19 protein-coding genes are annotated in these 21,605 nt (G+C 66.5%); 13 read left to right on the top strand and 6 right to left on the bottom strand.

What is annotated here, in order from left to right; translation table 11 throughout:
• The first annotated feature begins 220 nt into the window (after positions 1–220).
• From ACQR1I_RS32660 to ACQR1I_RS32615, 10 genes are all read left to right on the top strand, one after another.
• Positions 221–1,525 carry an ABC transporter substrate-binding protein gene (locus tag ACQR1I_RS32660; RefSeq protein ID WP_434870580.1) on the top strand — a complete coding sequence of 435 codons (1,305 nt, stop codon included), beginning with the start codon at positions 221–223 and terminating at the stop codon, positions 1,523–1,525.
• A 504-nt stretch (positions 1,526–2,029) separates the two neighbouring features.
• Entirely contained in the window at positions 2,030–2,902 is an 873-nt protein-coding gene (locus tag ACQR1I_RS32655; protein ID WP_434870538.1) for a carbohydrate ABC transporter permease, read from the top strand.
• Positions 2,903–2,905: 3 nt separating this feature from the next.
• Positions 2,906–3,736 (top strand): carbohydrate ABC transporter permease, encoded by an 831-nt coding sequence (locus ACQR1I_RS32650; protein ID WP_434870537.1) that lies wholly within the window; start codon positions 2,906–2,908, stop codon positions 3,734–3,736.
• A gap of 18 nt (positions 3,737–3,754) precedes the next feature.
• Complete coding sequence (locus ACQR1I_RS32645) at positions 3,755–4,762, top strand: ABC transporter ATP-binding protein (protein WP_434870536.1); 1,008 nt, start codon at positions 3,755–3,757, stop codon at positions 4,760–4,762.
• Between the two features lie 47 nt (positions 4,763–4,809).
• Positions 4,810–5,583 carry an SDR family NAD(P)-dependent oxidoreductase gene (locus ACQR1I_RS32640; RefSeq protein WP_434870535.1) on the top strand — a complete coding sequence of 258 codons (774 nt, stop codon included), beginning with the start codon at positions 4,810–4,812 and terminating at the stop codon, positions 5,581–5,583.
• 29 nt (positions 5,584–5,612) lie between these two features.
• Complete coding sequence (locus ACQR1I_RS32635) at positions 5,613–7,262, top strand: FGGY-family carbohydrate kinase (protein ID WP_434870534.1); 1,650 nt, start codon at positions 5,613–5,615, stop codon at positions 7,260–7,262.
• Positions 7,262–8,209 (top strand): carbohydrate kinase family protein, encoded by a 948-nt coding sequence (locus tag ACQR1I_RS32630; protein WP_434870533.1) that lies wholly within the window; start codon positions 7,262–7,264, stop codon positions 8,207–8,209. The genes ACQR1I_RS32635 and ACQR1I_RS32630 overlap by 1 nt, the downstream gene beginning before the upstream one ends.
• Before the next feature lie 144 nt (positions 8,210–8,353).
• Entirely contained in the window at positions 8,354–9,619 is a 1,266-nt protein-coding gene (gene glgC, locus ACQR1I_RS32625) for a glucose-1-phosphate adenylyltransferase (protein WP_434870532.1), read from the top strand.
• Entirely contained in the window at positions 9,616–11,082 is a 1,467-nt protein-coding gene (gene glgA / locus ACQR1I_RS32620; protein ID WP_434870531.1) for a glycogen synthase GlgA, read from the top strand. The genes glgC and glgA overlap by 4 nt, the downstream gene beginning before the upstream one ends.
• A 278-nt stretch (positions 11,083–11,360) precedes the next feature.
• The gene (locus ACQR1I_RS32615) at positions 11,361–12,830 is read left to right on the top strand and encodes an N-acyl-D-amino-acid deacylase family protein (RefSeq protein ID WP_434870530.1); all 1,470 of its coding nucleotides are present in this window, start codon (positions 11,361–11,363) and stop codon (positions 12,828–12,830) included.
• Between the two features lie 2 nt (positions 12,831–12,832).
• Here ACQR1I_RS32615 and ACQR1I_RS32610 read toward each other — a convergent pair whose 3' ends face one another.
• From ACQR1I_RS32610 to ACQR1I_RS32600, 3 genes are read right to left on the bottom strand one after another with little or no spacing between them, the layout of a single operon-like run.
• On the bottom strand, positions 12,833–13,576 hold the full coding sequence (locus tag ACQR1I_RS32610; RefSeq protein WP_434870579.1) for a CoA-transferase: 744 nt from the start codon (positions 13,574–13,576) through the stop codon (positions 12,833–12,835).
• 2 nt (positions 13,577–13,578) lie between these two features.
• Positions 13,579–14,397 carry a CoA transferase subunit A gene (locus ACQR1I_RS32605; RefSeq protein ID WP_434870529.1) on the bottom strand — a complete coding sequence of 273 codons (819 nt, stop codon included), beginning with the start codon at positions 14,395–14,397 and terminating at the stop codon, positions 13,579–13,581.
• 57 nt (positions 14,398–14,454) lie between these two features.
• Positions 14,455–15,516, bottom strand: coding sequence for a LacI family DNA-binding transcriptional regulator (locus tag ACQR1I_RS32600; protein WP_434870528.1), 1,062 nt, complete (start codon positions 15,514–15,516; stop codon positions 14,455–14,457).
• A gap of 121 nt (positions 15,517–15,637) precedes the next feature.
• On the opposite strand from ACQR1I_RS32600, the gene ACQR1I_RS32595 reads away from it, so the two are divergent.
• Both ACQR1I_RS32595 and ACQR1I_RS32590 read left to right on the top strand, forming a co-directional pair.
• A complete protein-coding gene (locus ACQR1I_RS32595; RefSeq protein WP_434870527.1) occupies positions 15,638–16,939 on the top strand; it encodes a M24 family metallopeptidase in 1,302 nt (433 codons plus the stop codon).
• Positions 16,940–16,968: 29 nt separating this feature from the next.
• Positions 16,969–17,934 (top strand): NAD(P)-dependent oxidoreductase, encoded by a 966-nt coding sequence (locus tag ACQR1I_RS32590; protein WP_434870526.1) that lies wholly within the window; start codon positions 16,969–16,971, stop codon positions 17,932–17,934.
• 6 nt (positions 17,935–17,940) lie between these two features.
• Here the strand turns inward: ACQR1I_RS32590 and ACQR1I_RS32585 are convergent, their stop codons facing one another.
• The 3 genes from ACQR1I_RS32585 to ACQR1I_RS32575 all read right to left on the bottom strand — a co-directional run bounded on the left by ACQR1I_RS32585 (position 17,941) and on the right by ACQR1I_RS32575 (position 20,882).
• Positions 17,941–19,254, bottom strand: coding sequence for a tetratricopeptide repeat protein (locus tag ACQR1I_RS32585; protein WP_434870525.1), 1,314 nt, complete (start codon positions 19,252–19,254; stop codon positions 17,941–17,943).
• A 1-nt stretch (position 19,255) separates the two neighbouring features.
• Entirely contained in the window at positions 19,256–20,266 is a 1,011-nt protein-coding gene (locus tag ACQR1I_RS32580; protein WP_434870524.1) for an aldo/keto reductase, read from the bottom strand.
• Between the two features lie 193 nt (positions 20,267–20,459).
• Positions 20,460–20,882: a PaaI family thioesterase gene (locus tag ACQR1I_RS32575; RefSeq protein ID WP_434870523.1), complete on the bottom strand. Its 423-nt coding sequence runs from the start codon at positions 20,880–20,882 to the stop codon at positions 20,460–20,462.
• A gap of 80 nt (positions 20,883–20,962) precedes the next feature.
• Between ACQR1I_RS32575 and ACQR1I_RS32570 the strand changes: the two genes are divergently transcribed.
• On the top strand, positions 20,963–21,592 hold the full coding sequence (locus ACQR1I_RS32570) for an NUDIX hydrolase (protein WP_434870522.1): 630 nt from the start codon (positions 20,963–20,965) through the stop codon (positions 21,590–21,592).
• Positions 21,593–21,605 lie beyond the last annotated feature (13 nt).

The following is a 21,605-nucleotide window of genomic DNA, read 5'->3' as shown; positions in this document are numbered from 1 at the left end:
GCGCGCGCCCCGGAACGACGGGGGCGGGCAAAGAGGCATCATCTCCGGCAGTCTCCTCAACCTCACGGCAATGTCCTATCGCAGCGCACAACCTGTGGGCGCCGGCGCATGCTTGACAAAGTCTGACCGGTGATGTGAACATCAGCTCAGCCCGTGAGCATATGTTCAAAATTCACGGGAATGGGAGGAGACCGTGAAGACCATCTTCACTCGGACGAGCATGCTTGCCGCCCTGGTCGGCGGCGCCACGCTGCTGACCAACGCGCCCGTGATGGCCGAGACCAGCCTGACCATCGCCACCGTCAACAACGGTGACATGATCCGGATGCAGGGACTCACCAGCGAATTCACCAAGGCCAATCCCGACATCTCCGTGAAATGGGTGACCTTGGAAGAGAACGTGCTGCGCCAGCGCGTCACCACCGACATCGCCACCAAGGGCGGTCAGTTCGACATTCTCACTATCGGCACCTACGAGGTGCCGATCTGGGCCAAGAAGGACTGGCTGGTGCCGCTCGACAAGCTCGGCGCCGACTACGATGCTGGTGACATCCTGCCGAAGATCAAGGACGCGGTGTCGGTCGACGGCAAGCTCTACGCCGCGCCGTTCTACGGCGAGAGCTCGATGGTGATGTACCGCACCGACCTGTTCGAGAAGGCCGGGCTGAAGATGCCGGAAAGCCCGACCTGGGACTTCGTCATCGACGCGGCCAAGAAGCTCACCGACAAGCAGGCCGGCACGTTCGGCATCTGCCTGCGCGGCAAGGCCGGCTGGGGCGAGAACATGGCGTTCCTGACCGCGATGTCGAACTCGTTCGGCGCGCGCTGGTTCGACGAGAAATGGCAGCCGCAGTTCAACACGCCGGAATGGAAGAAGACGCTGTCGACCTATGTTGACCTGATGAAGGAGGCCGGCCCTCCCGGCGCCAGCTCCAACGGCTTCAACGAGAACCTCGCGCTGTTCAACTCCGGCAAATGCGCGATGTGGATCGACGCCACGGTGGCGGCCTCGTTTGTGACCAATCCGAAGGAATCGAAGGTCGCCGACAAGGTCGGTTTCGCGCTGGCGCCGAACACCGGCCTCGGCAAGAACGCCAACTGGCTGTGGGCGTGGAGCCTCGCGGTGCCCGCCGGCTCCAAGAAGGTCGAGGCGGCCGAGAAGTTCATCGCCTGGGCCACCAGCAAGGACTATCTGAAGCTCGTCGCCTCGAAGGAAGGCTGGGCCAACGTGCCGCCGGGTACGCGCACCTCGCTGTACAAGAACGAGGAGTATCTGAAGGTCGCGCCGTTCGCGAAGCTGACGCTGGCGTCGATCGATGCGGCTGACCCGAGCCATCCGACGGTCAAGCCCGTTCCCTATGTCGGCGTGCAATACGCCGCCATTCCGGAATTCCAGGGCATCGGCACCGCCGTCGGTCAGCAGTTCTCCGCGGCGCTCGCCGGCTCGATGACGGTCGATGCTGCCTTGGCTGCGGCGCAGTCCTCCACCGAACGCGAGATGAAGCGCGCCGGCTACATCAAATAGCCGCGCGAGGTCATCAGCTCGACACCAAACTCCTCCCGAGCTGATCACTGGCGGCCATCCCTCCCCACAAGGGATGGCCGCATTTTCTCTCACGAGGCAGACGCGACCCGTAGGGTGGGCAAAGCGCAGCGTGCCCACCGCGCCACGGCAAGATCGAAGATGGTGGGCACAGCGCTTCGCGCCTTTGCCCACCCTACGGATTGATCAGTTGAGCATGAATACGGTGCGCATGACTGCGCCCTCTCCCCTTGTGGGAGAGGGCATGTAGGACAGCGCGACGAACTCGGTCGGGTGAGGGGTATGTCTCCACAAGTGGAGCTCGCGGAGAGATACCCCTCACCCGACCGCATACGCGGATGGGCCAGTGATGCCCTCTCCCACAAGGGGAGAGGGCGCATTCATGGGCATCGCGCCCGTCCCTAGAGCGTCGCGCTGCGCTACAGCGGACAAGTCGCTTCGCTCGCAATGCGGCAATATCTGTCGAGTGAACAAGGATCTTCGGCAATGGCCACCAGACAGACTCAACTGCTCGCCCGAGCGCTGATGTCGCCGGCGGTCATCCTGTTGTTCATCTGGATGATCGTGCCGCTGGCGCTGACGGTCTACTTCTCGACTTTGCACTACAGCCTGCTCGATCCTGGCTCCGAGAGCTTCGTCGGCCTGGAGAATTTCGAGTACTTCCTCACCGATCCCGCCTTCCTCGCCTCGCTACAGAACACGCTGGTGCTGGTCGGCTCGGTGCTGCTGCTCACCATCGGCCTCGGCATTCCCCTGGCCATTCTGCTCGACCAGCCGGTGATTGGCCGCAACTTCATCCGCCTGATGGTGATCGCGCCGTTCTTCGTGATGCCGACGGTGAGCGCGCTGGTGTGGAAGAACCTGCTGATGCATCCGGTGTCTGGCCTGTTCGCGTGGATCGCGACCTCGCTGGGCTTCACCCCGATCGACTGGTTCACCGATGCGCCGCTGCTCGCGGTGATCTTCATCGTCGCATGGCAATGGCTGCCGTTTGCGACGCTGATCCTGCTGACGGCGCTGCAGTCGCTCGACGAGGAGCAGAAGGAGGCGGCCGAGATGGATGGGGCCAGCGCGCTGTCGCGCTTCATCTACCTGACGGTGCCGCATCTGGCGCGGCCGATCACGGTGGTGATCCTGATCGAGACCATCTTCCTGCTCACCGTGTTCGCCGAGATCTTCGTCACGACAGGTGGCGGGCCGGGACTGCAGACCACCAACATCGCCTTCCTGGTCTATTCGCAGGCGCTGATCCAGTTCGATGTCGGCACCGCCTCGGCCGGTGGCCTCGTTGCGGTGGTCATCGCCAACATCGTCGCCTTCTTCCTGGTCCGCGTCGTCGGCCGCAATCTGGAGGCATGAGCCATGGCGCGCAAGGTCACCGGACGTCACGTCGTGATCTCAACGGTCGGCGCCTGGTTCGCCGGCTTCGTGATCTTCTTCCCGATCCTGTGGATGGTGCTGGCGAGCTTCAAGACGGAACTGGAGGCGTTCGCGACGCCGCCCTCATTCCTCTTCTTCCACTGGACGACCGAGAACTACGCTACCGTGCAGGATCGCAGCGACTATCTGCATCACGCATTGAACTCGCTGATCATCGCCGGCGGCTCGACCTTGATCGCGATGCTGATCGCCATTCCCGCGGCGTGGTCGATGGCGTTCTCGCCGACCAAGCGCACCAAGGACATCCTGCTCTGGATGCTCTCGACCAAGATGATGCCGCCGGTCGGCGTGCTCGTGCCGATCTACCTGATCTACAAGAACATGGGGCTGCTCGACACGCGCACCGGGCTGGTCTTCATTCTCTGCCTCGGCAATCTGCCGATCGTGATCTGGATGCTGTTCACCTACTTCAAGGAGATCCCGAAGGACATCCTCGAAGCGGCGCGGATGGATGGCGCCACGATCGGGCGCGAGCTGATCTATGTGCTGACGCCGATGGCGATCCCCGGGCTCGCCTCGACCCTGCTGCTCAATCTGATCCTCGCCTGGAACGAGGCGTTCTGGACCTTGAACTTGTCGACCCTGGAGGCGGCGCCGCTGACGACCTTCATCGCCTCCTATTCGAGCCCCGAGGGCCTGTTCTGGGCGCGACTCTCGGCGGCCTCCACGCTCGCGATCGCGCCGATCCTGATCATCGGCTGGTTCAGCCAGAAACAGCTCGTGCGCGGGCTGACCTTCGGCGCAGTGAAGTAACGGAAGGGCTGGGATCACATGGGACGGATCACGCTGGAAGGTGTCCAGAAATCGTTCGGGCCGGTCCACATCATCAAGGGCGCCGATCTCGATATTCCCGACGGTGCGTTCGTGGTGTTCGTCGGCCCCTCCGGCTGCGGCAAGACCACGCTGCTGCGGCTGATCGCGGGGCTCGAGGACGTCTCCGGCGGCCGCATCCTGATCGACGGCGCGAACGTCGTCGACGTGCCGCCGGCCAAGCGCGGCCTGTCGATGGTGTTCCAGTCCTATGCGCTGTATCCGCATATGAGCGTGCGCGGCAACATCGCTTTCGGCTTGAAGATGGCCGGGCTGCCGAAGGCCGAGATCAACCAGAAGGTCGAGGCCGCCGCGGCGACCCTGAACCTCACGCCCTATCTCGACCGCAAGCCGCGCGAGCTGTCCGGCGGCCAGCGCCAGCGCGTCGCCATCGGCCGCGCCATCGTGCGCGAGCCCAAGGCGTTCCTGTTCGACGAGCCCTTGTCCAATCTCGATGCGGCGCTGCGCGTGCAGATGCGCCTCGAGGTGACGCGGCTGCAGAAGCAACTCGGCACCACCGCGATTTACGTGACGCATGACCAGGTCGAGGCCATGACCATGGCCGACAAGATCGTGGTGCTCAATGCCGGACGCATCGAACAGTATGGCTCGCCGATCGAACTGTATCAGCGCCCCGCCAACCTGTTCGTCGCCAGCTTCATCGGCTCGCCGAAGATGAACCTCATCACCGGCGCGGAAGCGGGCAAGCACAACGCCACCACGATCGGCGTGCGGCCTGAGCACATCGGGATCGTCGACGACGGCGGCGAGGGGTGGCCCGGCAAGGTCGTCATCGCTGAGCATCTCGGTAGCGACACCTTTCTTTACGTCGATGCAGGCGCGCTCGGAACGCTGACGGTGCGCGTGGTCGGCGAGAAGCGACTCAGCGCCGGGGATGCCGTGACGCTGCGGCCGGAGCCGAACCGCATCTATCGGTTCGACCAGAGCGGCAATTCCATCTTCGCATGAGAGGTGACGTCCCCTCCGGGCGTCAACGACAACAACGGACGACGACGATGTATCTGGAGAAATTCAAGCTGAACGGCAGGACCGCCCTGATCACCGGCGGCGCGCAGGGCATCGGGCTTGCCTGCGTCGAGGCGCTGGCGGAGGCGGGCGCGCATGTCGTGATCGCCGATCGCGATGCCAAGGCCGCGGCGGACGCGCAGGCCGCGATGAAGGCCAAGGGCTTCTCGACCGAGACGGCGCTAATGGACGTGACCAATTCGGCGCAGGTGAGCGCGGTGGCCGACGATCTGGCGGCGCGCCACGGCAAGGTCGACATCCTCGTCAACAATGCCGGCATCGCCCGCAGCGAGACGCCGGCCGAGACGGTCACCGACGAGCATTGGTTGAACGTGCTCGACGTCAACCTCAACGGCACCTTCTGGTGCTGCCGGGCGTTCGGCAAGCACATGCTGGCGGCCAAGAGCGGCGCCATCGTCAATATTGGCTCGATGTCCGGCTTCATCGTCAACAAGCCGCAGGAGCAATGCTTCTACAATGCCTCCAAGGCCGCGGTGCACCATCTGACCAAGTCGTTGGCCGCCGAATGGGGCGCGCGCGGCATCCGCGTCAACGCGGTCGCGCCGACCTATATCGAGACGCCGCTCAACGCCTTCGTGAAGAGCAATCCGCGGATGTACGACGCCTGGATCGGCGGAACCCCGATGGCGCGGATGGGGCAGGTCGAGGAGATCGCCTCCGTCGTGCTGTTCCTGGCCTCGGAGGCGGCAAGTTTGATGACCGGCAGCGTCGTCGTTGTCGATGGCGGCTACACTTGCTGGTAAGCTCGCGTCAAATTTGACGGGAGCGAAACATGCGGCAGGCCTTTGTCGGTGTCGATGTCGGCACAACCAGCACGCGCGCCGGGATTTTTGACGAGACCGGCCGCCTGCTTGCCGCGGCGCGGCATCCGATCCAGACCTGGCATGAGGCGGGCGATGTCGTCGAGCAGTCCTCCGACGACATCTGGCGCGCCTGCTGCGCCGCCGTCAAAGCCGCGATCGCGGAAGCGGCCATTTCCCCGGAGCTGATCAAGGGCATCGGCTTCGACGCCACCTGCTCGCTGGTGGTGCTCGATCCCAGGGGCGAGCCGGTCACGGTGAGCGGCTCCGGCAGCTCCGCTCGCAACGTCATCGTCTGGATGGATCACCGGGCGCTGACCGAGGCGCGCGACATCAATGCGACCGAAGACGACGTGCTGCGCTATGTCGGCGGCTCGATCTCGCCGGAAATGGAAATGCCCAAGCTCTTGTGGCTGAAGCGCCACTTGCGTCCCAGCTTCGATTCCGCCGGGCACTTCTTCGATCTCGCCGACTTCCTCACCTGGCGCGCGACCGGCTCGCTCGCGCGTTCGATGTGCACGGTGACCTGCAAGTGGAACTACCTCGCGCACGAGACGCGCTGGAGTGCGGACTACTTCGGTCGCATCGGTCTGGAAGACTTCGTCACCGAGGACTACACGCGCATCGGCACCGAGATCGTTGCGCCGGGGACGCGGCTCGCGCAGGGGCTGACGCGCACTGCTGCGGCGGAGCTGGGCCTTGTTGCCGGCACGCCCGTCGGCGCCGCGCTGATCGACGCCCATGCCGGCGGCATCGGCGCGATCGGTGGCCGGGCCGCCGACGGCGGCGAGGTCGATGTCTGCGACCGTCTCGCCTACATCATGGGGACGTCGGCCTGCATCATGGCGACCACGCGCGCGTCATCCTTCGTCCCCGGCGTGTGGGGGCCGTATTATCAGGGCATGGTGCCGGGCTTCTGGCTCAACGAGGGCGGCCAGTCCGCCGCGGGAGCGGCGATCGACCACCTGCTGCGCTCGCATCCGGCATCGGCGGAGGCCAACGCGGCCGCCCGCGCCGAGGGGCTCGATCTGATCAGCTTCCTCGAAAAGCGGATCATGGCGCGCGCATCCAGCGTCGGCGCGGCCGCGCTGCTGGCGCGCGACATCCATATCCTGCCCGAGTTTCTCGGCAACCGCTCGCCCTATGCCGATCCGGACTCGCGGGCTGTCATCGCCGGCCTCGACCTCGACGCCGACATCGGCGCCATGGAGCGGCTGTTCGTCGCGGGGTTGTGCGGCCTCGCCTACGGGCTCGCCGACGTCATCGATGCGTTCGCCGCCAATGGTGTCACTAGCCGGACGCTGGTCATGGCCGGCGGCGCCTCGCGCAGTCCGCTGGTGCGCCAGATCATGGCCGACACGACCGGGTTGACGGTGGCGCTGCCCGGCACGCAGGAGCCGGTGCTGCTCGGTGCGGCCATGCTCGGTGCCGTCGCCAGCGGCGCCTTCCGCTCGATCGGCGAAACAATGGCCTCGATGTCCACGCTCGGCCGCCTCAGCGAGCCGACGGATCCCGCGATGGCCGACTTCCATCGCCGCAAGCGCCGTATCCACGGGATGATGCGGACGCTTGATCGCGACAGCCGTTCCGTGATGCATGGGGCCGGTGGGGAGGCACGCTGATGATCCTGAGCTGCGGCGATGCGCTGATCGATTTCGTTCCGGCAAAATCGGCCGATGGGCGCGATGTCCTGCGACCGGTGGTCGGCGGCTCGTGCCTGAACGTGGCGGTGGGCCTGGCGCGGCTGGGCGCGCCGACCGGCTTCGTCGGCGGCATCTCGACCGACCTGTTCGGCACCATGATCGCGGCGCATGCGCAAGGCTCTGACGTCGATCTCCACTATGCGACCCGCAGCCCCGACCAGACCACGCTGGCCTTCGTGCGCCATGTCGGCAACGAGGCGCAGTACGCGTTCTATGATGCCGAAACCGCGGCACGGAAATGGACGTTCCGACCCGGCAGCATCCCCTTCGCCGATATCGATGCCATCCATGTTGGCTCGACGACCCTGATCCACGACCAGGGCGCACGCGAGACCCGCGCCATGATGGCGGCCACCCAGGGCGCGGTGACGATCTCCTTCGATCCGAACTGCCGGCCGAACCTCGTGACCGACAAGGCCGCCTACGTGGCCGGCATGGATGAATTCGCCGCGCGCGCCGACCTGATCAAGATGTCGGATGTCGATTTCGACTATCTGCACGGCCATGACGATTACGCCGCGCGGGCCGCTGCGCTGCTGGCGCGCGGCACGGGCCTGGTCGTCGTCACCCGCGGCCCCAAGGGGGCACTCGGTTGGCATGCTCAAGCGGGGGCGGTGGAAGTTGCTGTCCCCAAGGTTAACGTTGTCGATACGATCGGCGCCGGCGACACCTTCCAGGCCGGGATGCTGTTCGCGCTGCGCAAGCTCGGACGTATCGGCCGGGAGGCGCTCCGAGGGCTCGGCGAAGCCGAGTTGCGCAAGGTGCTCGCCTTTGCCGGCGCGTGTGCCGCCGTCACCTGCACGCGCGAGGGCGCCGACCCGCCGCGCTGGAGCGAGATGGCCGCAACCTGGGATCGCCTGGGCTGAAGCACCCCATTGCACTCTGCATTGGGAACTGGTTGGCTGTTTCTCCGTCATTATGAGAGGACCGGAAGCCGACGCGATACCTCGCGGCGGCCGGCACGGACCCGCGAAGTCGTGACGCGACAACGAGTTGCAGGGAGGAGAAACATGGCACCAGCCGCCAGGACCGAACCGCTGTCCCGTCACGCGCTGGCCTTCGTGCTGGCTGGCGGACGCGGCAGCCGCCTGCTGGAGCTGACCGACCGGCGCGCCAAGCCCGCGGTCTATTTCGGCGGCAAGTCGCGCATCATCGACTTCGCGCTGTCGAACGCGGTCAATTCCGGCATCCGGCGCATCGCGGTCGCCACGCAGTACAAGGCGCATAGCCTGATCCGCCACCTGCAGATGGGCTGGAACTTCTTCCGCCCCGAGCGCAACGAGAGTTTTGACATTCTCCCGGCAAGCCAGCGCGTGTCGGAGACAATGTGGTACGTCGGAACGGCCGATGCCGTGTACCAGAACATCGACATCATCGAGACCTACAACACCAAATACATCGTCGTGCTGGCCGGCGACCACATCTACAAGATGGACTACGAGCTGATGCTGCAGCAGCATGTCGATCAGCGCGCCGACGTCACCGTCGGCTGCCTGGAGATGCCGCGCGAGGAATCCTCCGGCTTCGGCGTCATGCACATCAATGAGGACCACACGATCCGCGACTTCATCGAGAAGCCCGCCGATCCGCCGCCGATGCCCGGCAAGCCGGACAAGTCGCTCGCCAGCATGGGCATCTACGTGTTCGACGCAAAATTCCTGTTCGAGGAGCTGAAGCGCGACGCCGCCGATCCGAACTCCAACCATGATTTCGGCCGCGACATCATCCCCTACATCGTCAAGAACGGCCGCGCCGTGGCGCATCAGTTCTCGCGCTCCTGCGTCCGCGCCGCCTCCGACCAGGGCAGCTATTGGCGCGACGTCGGCACGGTGGACGCCTATTGGGCCGCCAATCTCGACCTGACGGATGTCGTGCCCGAGCTCGATCTCTACGACCGCTCCTGGCCGATCTGGACCTATTCCGAGATCACGCCGCCGGCGAAGTTCGTCCATGATACCGATGGCCGCCGCGGCGAGGCGACCTGCTCGCTGGTGTCCGGCGGCTGCATCGTCTCCGGCGCCCAGGTGCAGCGCTCACTGCTGTTCACCGGCTCGCATCTGCACTCCTACGCCAAGCTGCACAATGCCGTGCTGCTTCCCTACGTCGACGTGGCCCGCCATGCCCGCCTGACCAACGTCGTGGTCGATCGCGGCGTGCAGATCCCGGAAGGCCTTGTGGTCGGCGAGGATCCGGAGTTCGATGCGAAGCGGTTCAGGACGACGGAGAACGGCGTCACCTTGATTACCCAGCAGATGATCGACGGGCTCAATTCATGACGCCATTGCGCGTTCTGTCGGTCGCGTCCGAAGTCTATCCGATCGTCAAGACGGGCGGCCTCGCCGATGTCGTCGGCGCGTTGCCCTGGGCGCTGCTCGCCGAGGATGTCGAGGTCCGTACGCTGATCCCCGGCTATCCCGCCGTGATGAAGGCGCTGGAGCAGGCCAGCGAGATCAGCTCGCTGCCGAACTTCTTCGGCGGCAACGCCAGGCTGCTCGGCGGCAGCCATGGCGCGCTCGATTTGTTCGTGCTCGATGCGCCGCATCTCTACGACCGCGAGGGCAATCCGTATCTCGGACCCGACGGCAAGGACTGGCCGGACAATCCGTTCCGCTTCGCAGCGCTGGCACGCGCGGCGTCGTATATCGGCCTCGGCGCGGTGCCGAGCTTCGTGCCCGATGTCGTCCATGGCCACGACTGGCAGGCGGGCCTGGTGCCGGCCTATCTGCTCTACAGCCACCGGCCGCATCCCGGCACGGTCATCACGGTGCACAATCTGGCGTTCCAGGGACGTTTCCCGCGCCACTTCCTGCCGCCGCTCGGCCTGCCGCCGGAATCGTTCTCGATCTATGGCCTCGAATATTACGGCGACATCAGCTTCCTCAAGGCGGGGCTGCAATTCGCCGACAAGATCACCACGGTGTCGCCGACCTATGCCCAGGAGATCCAGAGCGACGAGCACGGCATGGGCCTCGGCGGCCTGCTGCGCCAGCGCGCGTCGGACCTCGTCGGCATTCTCAACGGTATCGATACGACGGTGTGGGATCCTGGCAGTGATCCGGCCATCGCCTCGCATTTCGGCATCGAAAAGCTCGAGGCGCGGGCGCCGAACAAGGCCGCGCTGCAGACCCGCATGGGCCTGCAGGTCTCGCCCGAGACGTTCCTGCTCGGCGTGGTCAGCCGGCTGACCTCGCAGAAGGGGCTCGATCTCCTGCTGTCCTGCCTGCCGACCTTGACCAGCAGCGGCATCCAGCTGGCGCTGCTCGGCGATGGCGAGGCCGAGTTGCGCGATGCGTTCCGCGCTGCTGCCGCGCGCTACCCCGGACAGATCGGCGTCCTCATCGGCTATGACGAGCAGCTGGCGCATCTGATCCAGGCCGGCTGCGACGCCCTGGTGGTGCCGTCGCGGTTCGAGCCATGCGGCCTGACGCAGCTCTGCGCGCTGCGCTACGGCGCGCTGCCGATCGTCACGTCGGTCGGCGGCCTCGCCGACACTGTGATCGACGAGACCGAAGCGGGTGTCGCTGCAACGGGATTCAAATGCGCGTCCGTGACCGCCGAAGCCCTCGACCAGACCCTGCGCCGCGCCGCCGCCGCCTTCTACGCCGCCCGCAGCAACGCCTCCAACTGGACCCGAATGCAGCTCAACGCGATGCTGACAGATGTGTCGTGGCGGCATCGGGCAGGGCGCTATGCCGAGCTGTACCGGCAAATCGTCGCGCAGCGGAAGCCGGCGGGGTAGCACATCGTCGCGCCGGACAACCCTGCGGATGATTTTCTCCGTCATGCCCGGGACAAGCCCGGCCATGACGACGCGGAGATAGACCGGTACAAAACTCCGGCGCTCGTAAGCCCGCCGCTTGTAGGACAGGGCAGGCACCGTCGCCTCGGCGAGTGCGTCGGTCTGATCACCAATTTGGTAGGCCCACCCAGCGTTCTGTTCATGCCTATCGCGCTGGACGCATCCACGGTGTGCGCCGATAGTCACGCCACATCCCTGAAAATGCTGCGCGAGACCTCATGACCGACACCCAGCCTTCTGCCTCCTTCGACCTCATCATCCGCGGTGGCACGATCATTGACGGCACGCGGGGGCCACGGTTCGAGGCTGATGTCGGCATCAAGGACGGCCGGATCGTTGCGATCGGTGCGCTTGACGGCCGGACCGTCGCCCACGAGATCGACGCCACCGGCCGCATCGTCGCGCCCGGCTTCATCGACGCGCATACCCATGACGACAGCGCCGTGCTGGTCGATCCGGGCATGACCTGCAAGGTGTCGCAGGGCGCAACATCGGTCGTCACGGGGAATTGCGGCGTCAGCATCGCGCCGCTGAAGCCGGGCTCGCCACGGCCGATGCCGCTCGGCCTGCTGTCTCCCGGCGACGGGCGAATCGCGGAATATGAGTCTTTCGCGGACTACGTCGCGGCGTTGCGCGCCGCGCCCGCCGCCGTCAACGTTGCGCCGATGGTCGGGCATACGGCGTTGCGCGCCTCTGTCGTCAGTGATCTCGGCCGCGCCGCGACCGAAGCCGAGATCGCCGAGATGCGCGGCCATGTGCAGGAAGCGCTCGATGCCGGCGCCATCGGCGTCTCCACCGGGACGTTCTATCCGCCGGCGGAGGCGGCGCCGATCGAGGAGATCATCGAGGTCTGCCGCCCGCTCACCGGCAGCGGCGGCGTCTATGCAACGCACATGCGCAACGAGGCGAACGACGTGATCAAGTCGCTGGAGGAGAGCTTTGCCATCGGCAAGGCGCTCGACGTCCAGGTCGTGATCTCGCACCACAAGGTGGTGGGGCCGGCGAACTTCGGCCGCACCAAGGAGACGCTGCCGCTGCTCACCAAGGCGATGAGCTGCCAATGCGTCGCGCTCGACTGCTATCCCTACAACGCGTCGTCGACCATGCTGCACACCGATCCGGCCAAGCTGCAGGTCAAGGTCGTTGTCGCGGCGTCAGGTCCGCATCCCGAGGTCGCCGGCCGCGATCTCGCCGACATCGCAGCCGAATGGGGCGTCGACCGGCTCGAAGCCGCCAAGCGGCTGCAGCCGGCCTCCGCGATCTACTTCTCGATGGACGAGGCCGACGTGCGCACCATCCTCGCTTTCGAGCCGACCATGATCGGCTCCGATGGCCTGCCGTTCGGCGAGCGGCCGCATCCGCGGCTCTGGGGCACGTTCCCGCGCGTGCTCGGCTATTACTGCCGGGAGCTCGAACTGTTCTCGCTGGAAACTGCCGTGTGGAAGATGAGCGGCCTGACCGCGCAGAATTTCGGCATCAAGGGCCGCGGCACGCTGGCGATCGGCAACCATGCCGACATCACGATCTTCGATGCGGCCAGCGTGCGTGACACCGCGACCTATGACGAGCCCTGTGTACCGGCCGCCGGCATCGAGGCCGTCATCGTCAATGGCGCACTGACGTGGTGGCAAGGCGCGCACCAGAACGCGCGCGGGGGCCAGGTGATTGCGCGCGCCGGACTGCAGTGAGCTCAAGCCGCTGCCGCCATTGTCCGGGCGAATTCCGGATAGCATTCGGCGAGCTCGTCGAGGATCCGGCCGCGTATCAGCTCGATTGTCGCGCGGTCGGGCGCAGGCGTCGGCGGCACGATCTCCGGCGCTTCGTAGTCGAATCCGGTGCGGTCGCGGACGTCCTCTGCGGTGTAGCCGGGATGCACCGAGCGCAGCCGGAAGCCGCCGTTGATACGGTCGAAATCGAACAGCGCGAGATTCGTCAGCAGCGCGTGCGGTCCGCCGCGGCGCTTCACTTCGGGGGTCGTCGCGGCGGCGCTGACGAAATCCACCTTCGGCACCAGTACGCGCGGCGAATGCTCCTCGCGAAACAGGATGACGCGCGGAATGAGGTGATAGAGATAGGCGGAGCCGAACGATCCAGGCCAGCGCACGTCCATCGTCGGATACTCGCCGGTGCCGACCAGGTTGATGTTTCCGGCGCCGTCGATCTGGCCGCCGCCGAGGAAGAACGCGTCGACGCGGCCCTGCGCGGCGCAGTCGAACAGCTCGACGCCGCCATTGGTGAAGAAATTGTGCCGGCTCGAGCCGAGGATCGAGATGCGCACCGGCGGCTTGCCGGCCTGCGCATTGCGGGCGCGCAGCAGCATCGCGCCGGCCGCCGGGATCGGCGACGAGGCGCCAACGGCGACATGGCGAATGCCGTCGAGCAGGTCGGCGATGGTGGTGATCAGCAGCTCTTTGCGCGCACGCTCGTCCTGCATGGTCACGCCACTTCCTTGCTGCGGCTCAGGAAGGCGGAGAGATAGGCGCGAAAGCCTTCGTCGCTGCGCGCCATCGCGGCGTAGCGCGCAAGCTCGGCGCCATCGGTGTCGTATTCGTCCCACAGCGGCAGCGGCCAGGCGCCGTTCTCGGCAACCGCAATCACATCGACATAGAGCGCCGGCAGCACGCCGGCCGCGGAGTCCTCGGTGGCCATCAGGTCGCGATCGGTGATGCGCTCGACGGTGACCAGCGTGCGCTTGGCGGCATAGGCCATGGCCGCCAGCTCGCGATAGCGGCCGATGCGGACATTGCCGAAGCGGTCGGCCTCCGGCGCGTGGAACAGCGCCACGTCCGGCGTGATCGCGGGCACCACGACCACCTTGCCGGCCTCGCCGACCGGGCTGTCGATCACCTTCCAGTCGGGGCGCACCTCAAGCAGGTCACTGCCGATGATGCCGGCGATCGGCATGAACGGCACGCCCTTCTGCCCGGCGAGCAGGCCGGCATGGATGGCAGGGCAGGTGGCGTCGCGCAGCTTGATGCTGCCGTCGCGTACCGCCGCGACGAAGCGCGGCGCGCCGCCGGCCTCGCCGAGCGAGACGGCGCTGGTTTCCACCACTGTGGCGACGCCTGCGCCGATCAGCAGATCCGCCTGCAGGCCCGAGATCGGCACGCAGACCAGATGCAGGCCGGTGAGACCCGCCTCGATCATCGCCGCGGTCGCGGCCATCGAGACGCCGGCGCGGTCCACCGGGATCGCCACCGACTGCCCCGGTGCGATCGACGCCACCAGCGCCTGCAGGCCGATCATCTCCGTCATCGGTGTATCCTCCTGTCGTGCTTCGGCGTCGCGTGTACCGGCGCCTGATAAAGCTTGTCAGCGTTCGTTTGCGATGGTCGATCCGCGAACGATCAGCTGCGGTCGCAGCACGATGTGCTCGGCCGCCGCTGCGGGATCGGCGACACGCGCCAGCAGCAACCTCGCGGCCGCTTCGCCCATGTCGCGCTGGGCGATCCGCACCGTGGTGAGCGGCGGCGCGACCATGTCGACGAACGGCATGTCGTTGTGACCGACGACGGAGACGTCGCGCGGGCAGCTCAAGCCGAGTTCGGCAAGCGCGTCGTAGACGCCGAGTGCGAGCAGGTCGTTGGCGGCGACGATCGCGGTCGGCCGCGTCCTGCGCGCCAGCAGCCGCAGCGCAGCCTCGCGGCCATCCGCGCGCGTATAGGTGTCGGCGATCTCGACCGGCGCATGGCGCGCCGGCAATCCGGCGTCATGGACGCTCGCCTCGAAACCCGCGCGGCGCCGGGCGCCGGTCGAGATCTCCTGCGGGCCGGCGACGTGGCCGATGCGCTGATGACCGAGCGCGACAAGATGCTCGACGGCGAGCCGGATGCCGGCGGCGTCGTCACTGGCGGCGGAAGGCAGCATGCCGGCGGCATCGACGCGATTGAGCAGCACGACCGGCAGCGCCGTGTCCAGGCAATGCTTCACGACGTCGTCGCGCAAGCTCACCGTCGCCAGCACCAGACCGTCGACGCCGCGGGCGATCAGGCGGTCGACGAGGTCCTGCTCCGAGCCCTTGCTGCCGACGTCGACGACGATCGTGGCATAGCCCTCCGCATTGAGGTGATCGGCGATGCCGGACAGCACCGGCGGAAAGCCGGGGTCGGCGATATCGGGCGCGAGCACGCCAATCAGTCCGCTGCGTCCGGTGCGCAGGCCCTTGGCGGCCATGTTCAGCCGGTAGCCGAGCGCGTTGGCCGCGGCACGGATGCGGTCGGCGACATCGGTGGCAACGAGGTGCTTCATCGCCGGGCTGAGCGCGCGCGAGACTGTCGACGGATGGACGCCGCAACGCGCCGCCACGTCCTTGATCGTCGGGCGCGCGGGGGCGGCTGTGCGCAGGCCTGTCGCGGGTCGCAATGTGTGCTTCATTCCCAACCCCTGGTATCGCAGCGCAGCGACGTTTTCACCGATCCTACCTTGACACCCTTAACGTGCGTGCAATAAATCCGGCTCTGCAATCGATTGCAATAACTTAATGGGGAACTTCCACATGACAGCCAGCGCGTTGAAGCCGCATCTGGTCAGCCCGGAGCATCTCGACCCGCATTGGCGCTGGAGCCGGGCGATCCCCTCGCACGGCCATGTCTCGGTGGATTTCGAGCGCCGCGTCGATTTCGATCGCCTCAGGCGATACCGGCTGGCGCGGGCGCGGATGGCCCTGAAGAACTCGGGCTGTGGTGCGCTGCTGCTGTTCGACGTCAACAACATCCGCTACGTCTCCGGCACCAAGATCGGTGAATGGGAGCGCGACAAGCTTTGTCGCTTTGCGCTCCTGGCGGGCGATGGCGAACCGATCGTGTGGGATTTCGGCTCGGCCGCCGTGCATCACCGCATCTTCTGCGACTGGCTGGCGCCGGAGAACTGCCGCGCCGGCATGCTAGGCATGCGCGGCACCGTGCCGCCGGCGGTCGGCCTGATGAAGGCCCACGCCGAGGAGGTGATGAGCCTGTTGCGCGCGGCGGGCGTTGCCGACATGCCGGTCGGCGTCGACCTCGCCGAGACTGCGATGTTCTTCGAGCTGCAGAAGGCCGGCATGAAGGTGGTCGACGGCCAGCAGGTGATGCTGGATGCGCGCGAGATCAAGAACATCGACGAGATCATGCTGCTCAACCAGGCCGCCGCCATGGTCGACGGCGTCTATCACTCGATCTACGAGAACCTGAAGCCGGGCGTGCGCGAGAACGACATCGTCGCGCTCGCCAACAAGATGCTCTACGAGATGGGCTCGGATGACGTAGAGGCGATCAATGCCATCTCCGGCGAGCGCTGCAATCCGCACCCGCACAATTTCACCGACCGCATCCTGCGTCCGGGTGACCAGGCGTTCTTCGACATCCTGCAGTCCTACCAGGGCTACCGCACCTGCTACTACCGCACGTTCAATGTCGGCCGCGCCACGCCGGCGCAGCACGACGCCTACAAGCAGTGCCGCGAATGGCTCGACAATGCGATCGCGCTGATCAAGCCGGGCGTCTCGACCGACACCGTCGCCAAGGTGTGGCCGAAAGCCGAGGAGTTCGGCTTCCCGTCGGAGATGGCGGCGTTCGGCCTGCAGTTCGGCCATGGGCTCGGACTCGCGCTGCATGAGCGCCCGATCATCTCGCGGCTGGTCTCGCTCGACAATCCGATGGAGATCAAGACCGGCATGGTGTTCGCGCTCGAGACCTACTGCCCCGCCACGGACGGCTTTTCAGCCGCGCGTATCGAGGAGGAGGTCGTCGTCACCGACAAGGGCTGCCAGGTGATCACGCTGTTCCCGGCGGAAGAGCTGCCGATCGCCAACCGCTACTGAGCGAAGCAAGAAAATAAGGAGTAACGCAAATGGCAGCGACGCATTCGCTCGGCTGGATCGGCATGGGGCGCATGGGCTACCCGATGGCCGAGCGCCTGCTCAAGGCCGGGCACAAGGTGTCGATCTTCAATCGCACCCGCGCCAAGGCGGAGCCGCTCGCGGCCAAAGGCGGTGTGATCGTCGACCACCCGAGCGACCTCGCGTCGTGCGACATCGTGTTCACGATGGTGTCGACGGGCAAGGACCTCGAACAGGTCTATTTCGGCAGCAATGGTCTGGTCGCCTCGAGCCTCGGACCGCGTCCCAAGATCCTGGTCGACTGCTCGTCGATCGGGATCGAGCAGTCGGAGGCGATCGCCGCCAAGCTGAAGCGGCTCGATTGCGAGCTCGTGCGCGCGCCGGTGTCGGGCAACGGCAAGTGCGTCAAGGCCGGCAAGCTCTCCTCGGTCGTCTCGGGTCCCAAGGCTGCTTTCGACACCATCGAGCCCTATCTCGCCAAGATCGCCGTCGCCGGTGTCTCCTATGTCGGCGAGGGCGAGCTCGCGCGGATCTGCAAGATCGCGCACAACGTGTTCCTCGGCGTCGTCATCCAGAACCTCGCCGAGATCACCATCCTGGCGCAGAAGGCCGGCGTGCCGCGCCACGCCTTCCTCAACTTCATGAACGCCAGCGTGATGGGCTCGACCTTCACCAAGTACAAGAGCAACGCGCTGGTCAATCTCGACTGGACCACGACCTTCACGCCGCCGCTGCTGCGCAAGGATCTCGACCTCGGCCTGTCCGCCGGACGACAGCTCGACGTCGCGATGCCGGTGACGGCGGCGGCGCGCGAGGCGTTGCAGGCCCATGTCGGCGCCGCCTCGTTGCAGAATGATCCGGCTGCCTATCTGGAGAAGGATTTCGCGGCGCTGCTGGAGACCGTGGCGCTCGCCGCCGGCGTCAAGCTGCAGCCGGAGAACGTGCCGATGTCGACCGGGCTGGAGACGGAGGGGTAACCTGCCTCAGCCCGCTGTGAGTGCCCGCCATCGCGTATCACGCGCCGAGGGGCGGCGGTGCAGGCGAGCATCCAGCACCTCGCGGGCCTGCGCCAGCGCGCCGCTGCGGATCAATGCGAGGATGTAGGTGTCCTCGACCACCTCGCGCTGGGCGTGGCTGCCGCCGATGCGGGCGAGATCGCCCATCACAGGCGCGAGTTCGCGCGCGCAGCCGCGCCAGTTGTCGTCGGCGAACGCGCGGAGCGCCCGCAGCATGTGCGGCACGATGCGGCCGGCGGGGAGCATGCCCTCGGCCTGCCGTCGCTCGATCGCGGCGAGACGCCCCTTCAGCGCAGCCGTGTCGTTGATGGCCGCAGCGATCATCATCAGGTGCATCTCGATGAAGGCGAGCGTTGAGCCGGCGAAACGGGGACTGGCATAGGACGCAACGTCGGCCCAGGCGCCATCCGGCACGGCATTTTTTTCCGCCGTCAACCGCCACAGCAGCGAAGCGCAGTCGGACAACGTATTCAGCGGCGGTGCCGTGTCCATCGTCGGCACCAGCACGTCGGTATAGACCTTCAGCGCCCCGGCGGCGTCGCCGCGGTCCAGCGCGCCGAGCGCCTGATGCCAGCAGATGTGACCGTGCAGCATCCCGGTGCGGTCGTAGTCGCCGATCCAATCGTTCACCAGCGTATCGGCCTGGTCCAGCGCGCCGGCTTCGAACATCGCGTGCAGCAGCGCGTGCACGGCATAGGCGTTGCGCCGGCGCAGCGCGAAGCTGCGCTCGGTGACGGCGCGCCCTTGGCTGACGTCGCCGGCTTCGGTGAGCGCCCAGCCGTGGTTGGACATGAACCACCAGTCCTCGCCGTAGTCGGAGGCAAAGCGATCGCAGAGGTCGCGGCGGGCGGCGTCATGATCGGCGCGGCCGGAGAAGGCGAGCAGGCCGAAGGCGCCGAGCGGCAGCGCCATGATCATGGCGTCGCGCGGCCAACTCGCCAGATGGGTCAGTGTCGACGTCAGCGCCTCAGTGCCGCGGCCCTCGATGGCCAGCACCAGGGTCGCGACATGGCTCTGCTCGCGCTCGGTGCCGCGCTTGGCGACGAGGTCACGCGCCCGCTTGATGGTCTGCAACGCGGCCTCGCGCTGCATGTAGATCGCGTGGATGCGGGCGCGCGCGGCATGCGCCAGCGCGAACTCCGGATCGAGCATGATCGCGCGTTCGAGCGCATCTGTCGCGCCCGGCCAGAAGGCGAGCAAGAGATCGATGCCTTCGCGATAGGCGGCGGCCGCCTCGGCGGACACCGTCGACAGCGGCAGCCCGTAGCGATCCTCCTCCATGTCAGCCCACCCGCGGCCGGCGGCCTTCGATCGGATAGGCCGGATCGTTGTAGCCTGGCGTCGAGGCATGGCCGGTGACGACCAGGCCATCGATCAGCGCCTCGTCGTCTGCGGCGAACGGATAGTCCAGCGCGCGGATGTAGTCGTCCCACTGCGCCTCTGTGCGGGGACCTGCAATGACCGAGCTGATGAAGGCAGAGTTCAGCACCCAGGACACCGCGAACTGTCCCGGCGTAAAACCCTTGGCTTCGGCGTGGCGCTTGATCTCCTGCGCCAGCTTCAGCGATTCCGGGCGCCACTCCGTCTGCATCATCCGCGTGTCGTTGCGGCCGGCCCGGGTCTCCTTGTCCGGCGGCGCATCGGGATTGTACTTCGCCGTCAGTACCCCGCGCGCCAGCGGGCTGTAGGGTACGACGCCGAGGCCGTAATAGCCGCAGGCCGGCAGATGCTCGACCTCAGGCATGCGGTTCATCGCGTTGTAATAGGGCTGGCTGACTACGGGGCGGTCGATGCCGTCAGCATCACAGAGATTGCAGATCTCCGCGAGCCGCCAGGCGCGATAATTCGACACGCCGAAATAGCGGATCTTGCCGGCTCGCATGAGGTCGCCGATGGCGCGCACGGTCTCCTCCAGCGGCGTCGCGTGATCCTCCTTGTGCAAATAGTAGATGTCGATGTGCCCGGTGCCGAGCCGCTTCAGGCTCTCGTCCGCGGCCTGCAGCACCCAGCGCCGCGACAGGCCGGCGCGGTTGGGATCGTCGCCCATCGGATTGGCGAGCTTGGTGGCGACGATCCAGCGGTCGCGTTCGGCGGCGATGGCGCGGCCGACGACCTCCTCGGAGGCGCCCTTGTTGTAGGCATCGGCGGTGTCGATGAAATTGATGCCGGCGTCCCGCGCCTTCGCGATGATGCGGCCCGAGGTCGGCTCGTCGGTCGGGCCGCCGAACATCATCGTGCCCAGGCAGATCGGCGACACTTTCAGGCCGGAACGGCCGAGCTGACGATATTGCATTGTTGCCTCATTTCGAAACCATCACCACCCGCGGACGGGGATGGGTACGATAGCTCCCTCGACGCGTCTTTGCGAGCGCAGCGAAGCAATCCAGGGGCCGGGTCGGGACTCTTGATTGCTTCGTCGCGGAGCCTGTCATCGCGCCGCGCTTTGCGCGGACCCGTTGGCTCCTCGCAATGACGGAGAAAGCGCCTCACTCGCTCTTCAAGATCTTGAACACGCCCGAGGCCATCGCGACCACGCGGCTTGCGGCGGTGACTTCGGTGGTGATGAACACCAGGCTGCGGGTGATGCGCACCACGTGCGGCCGCGACACCAGCGTCTCGCCGATCTTGCCGGCCTCGACGAAATGGGTGTCGAACTGGACGGTGGCCATGTGCTCCTTGCCCGCGGCGTAGCGGGCGGTCATGCCACAACTGCGATCGGCCAATGTCATGATCACGCCGCCCTGCACCAGGCCGCGGCGGTTGTGATGCTTGTCCTCGGTCACGATGGCGTATTCGTGGGCGCCGTCGGCGATCCGCTGCCACAGCGGGCCGATCAGATGCAGGAAGCCCGAGGTGTCGACGATCTCCCAGCCGTCGGACTTCATGCGCGCCGCGGCCGATTTCGTCATGTCAAACACCCCTTCGATCAGTGCCGCGGGCCCGGCACGTGGCCGTTTCATCCGCTGCGGGGCTAGTGTAGTCAAGCTGCATGGCCATGCCGTTCGACGATGCCACCAGGCGGAAAATTGCCACGTGCTGTGCGGCTTTCGCGCGCCTGGATCCGATCGCGCCGACACCGCCGCTGAAGCGCGCTGCGGTGGCGATTGCATTGGCCCCGCATCACAAGACCGGCGCAGCGACGCTGCTGCTCACCCTGCGCGCAGCAGGCCTGCGCAGCCATGGCGGCCAATGGGCGCTGCCGGGCGGCCGCTGCGACGCCGGCGAGACGCCGGTCGAAGGGGCTCTGCGCGAGCTCGCCGAGGAGCTCGGACTGGCGCTCGCGCCGGACGACGTGCTGGGACTGCTCGACGACTATCCGACCCGGTCCGGCTATCTGATTACCCCTGTCGTCGTCTGGGCGGCCGATGGTCGCACACTCCGGCCGAATCCGGACGAGGTTGCCGAGGTGCATCGGATCGATCTGGATGCAGTCGCCGCTGACGACGCGTTCGACTTCACCGCGATTCCCGAGAGCTCGCGGCGCGTGATCCGTTTTCACGCCCGCGAAGGCTTGATCCATGCCCCGACGGCGGCCCTGATCTATCAGTTCCGCGAGGTGCTGGCCGGACGCGACACCCGCGTCCACGATCTGGAACAGCCGGTGTTTGCCTGGAAGTAGCCGAGGTTTCGGC

It is taken from the genome of Bradyrhizobium sp. HKCCYLS2038, from assembly GCF_051167655.1.
In the GTDB taxonomy this organism is placed as follows: Bacteria; Pseudomonadota; Alphaproteobacteria; order Rhizobiales; family Xanthobacteraceae; genus Bradyrhizobium.
The sequence above is the reverse complement of the archived record's forward strand: the minus strand, read 5'-3'. Positions and strand labels throughout refer to the sequence as shown.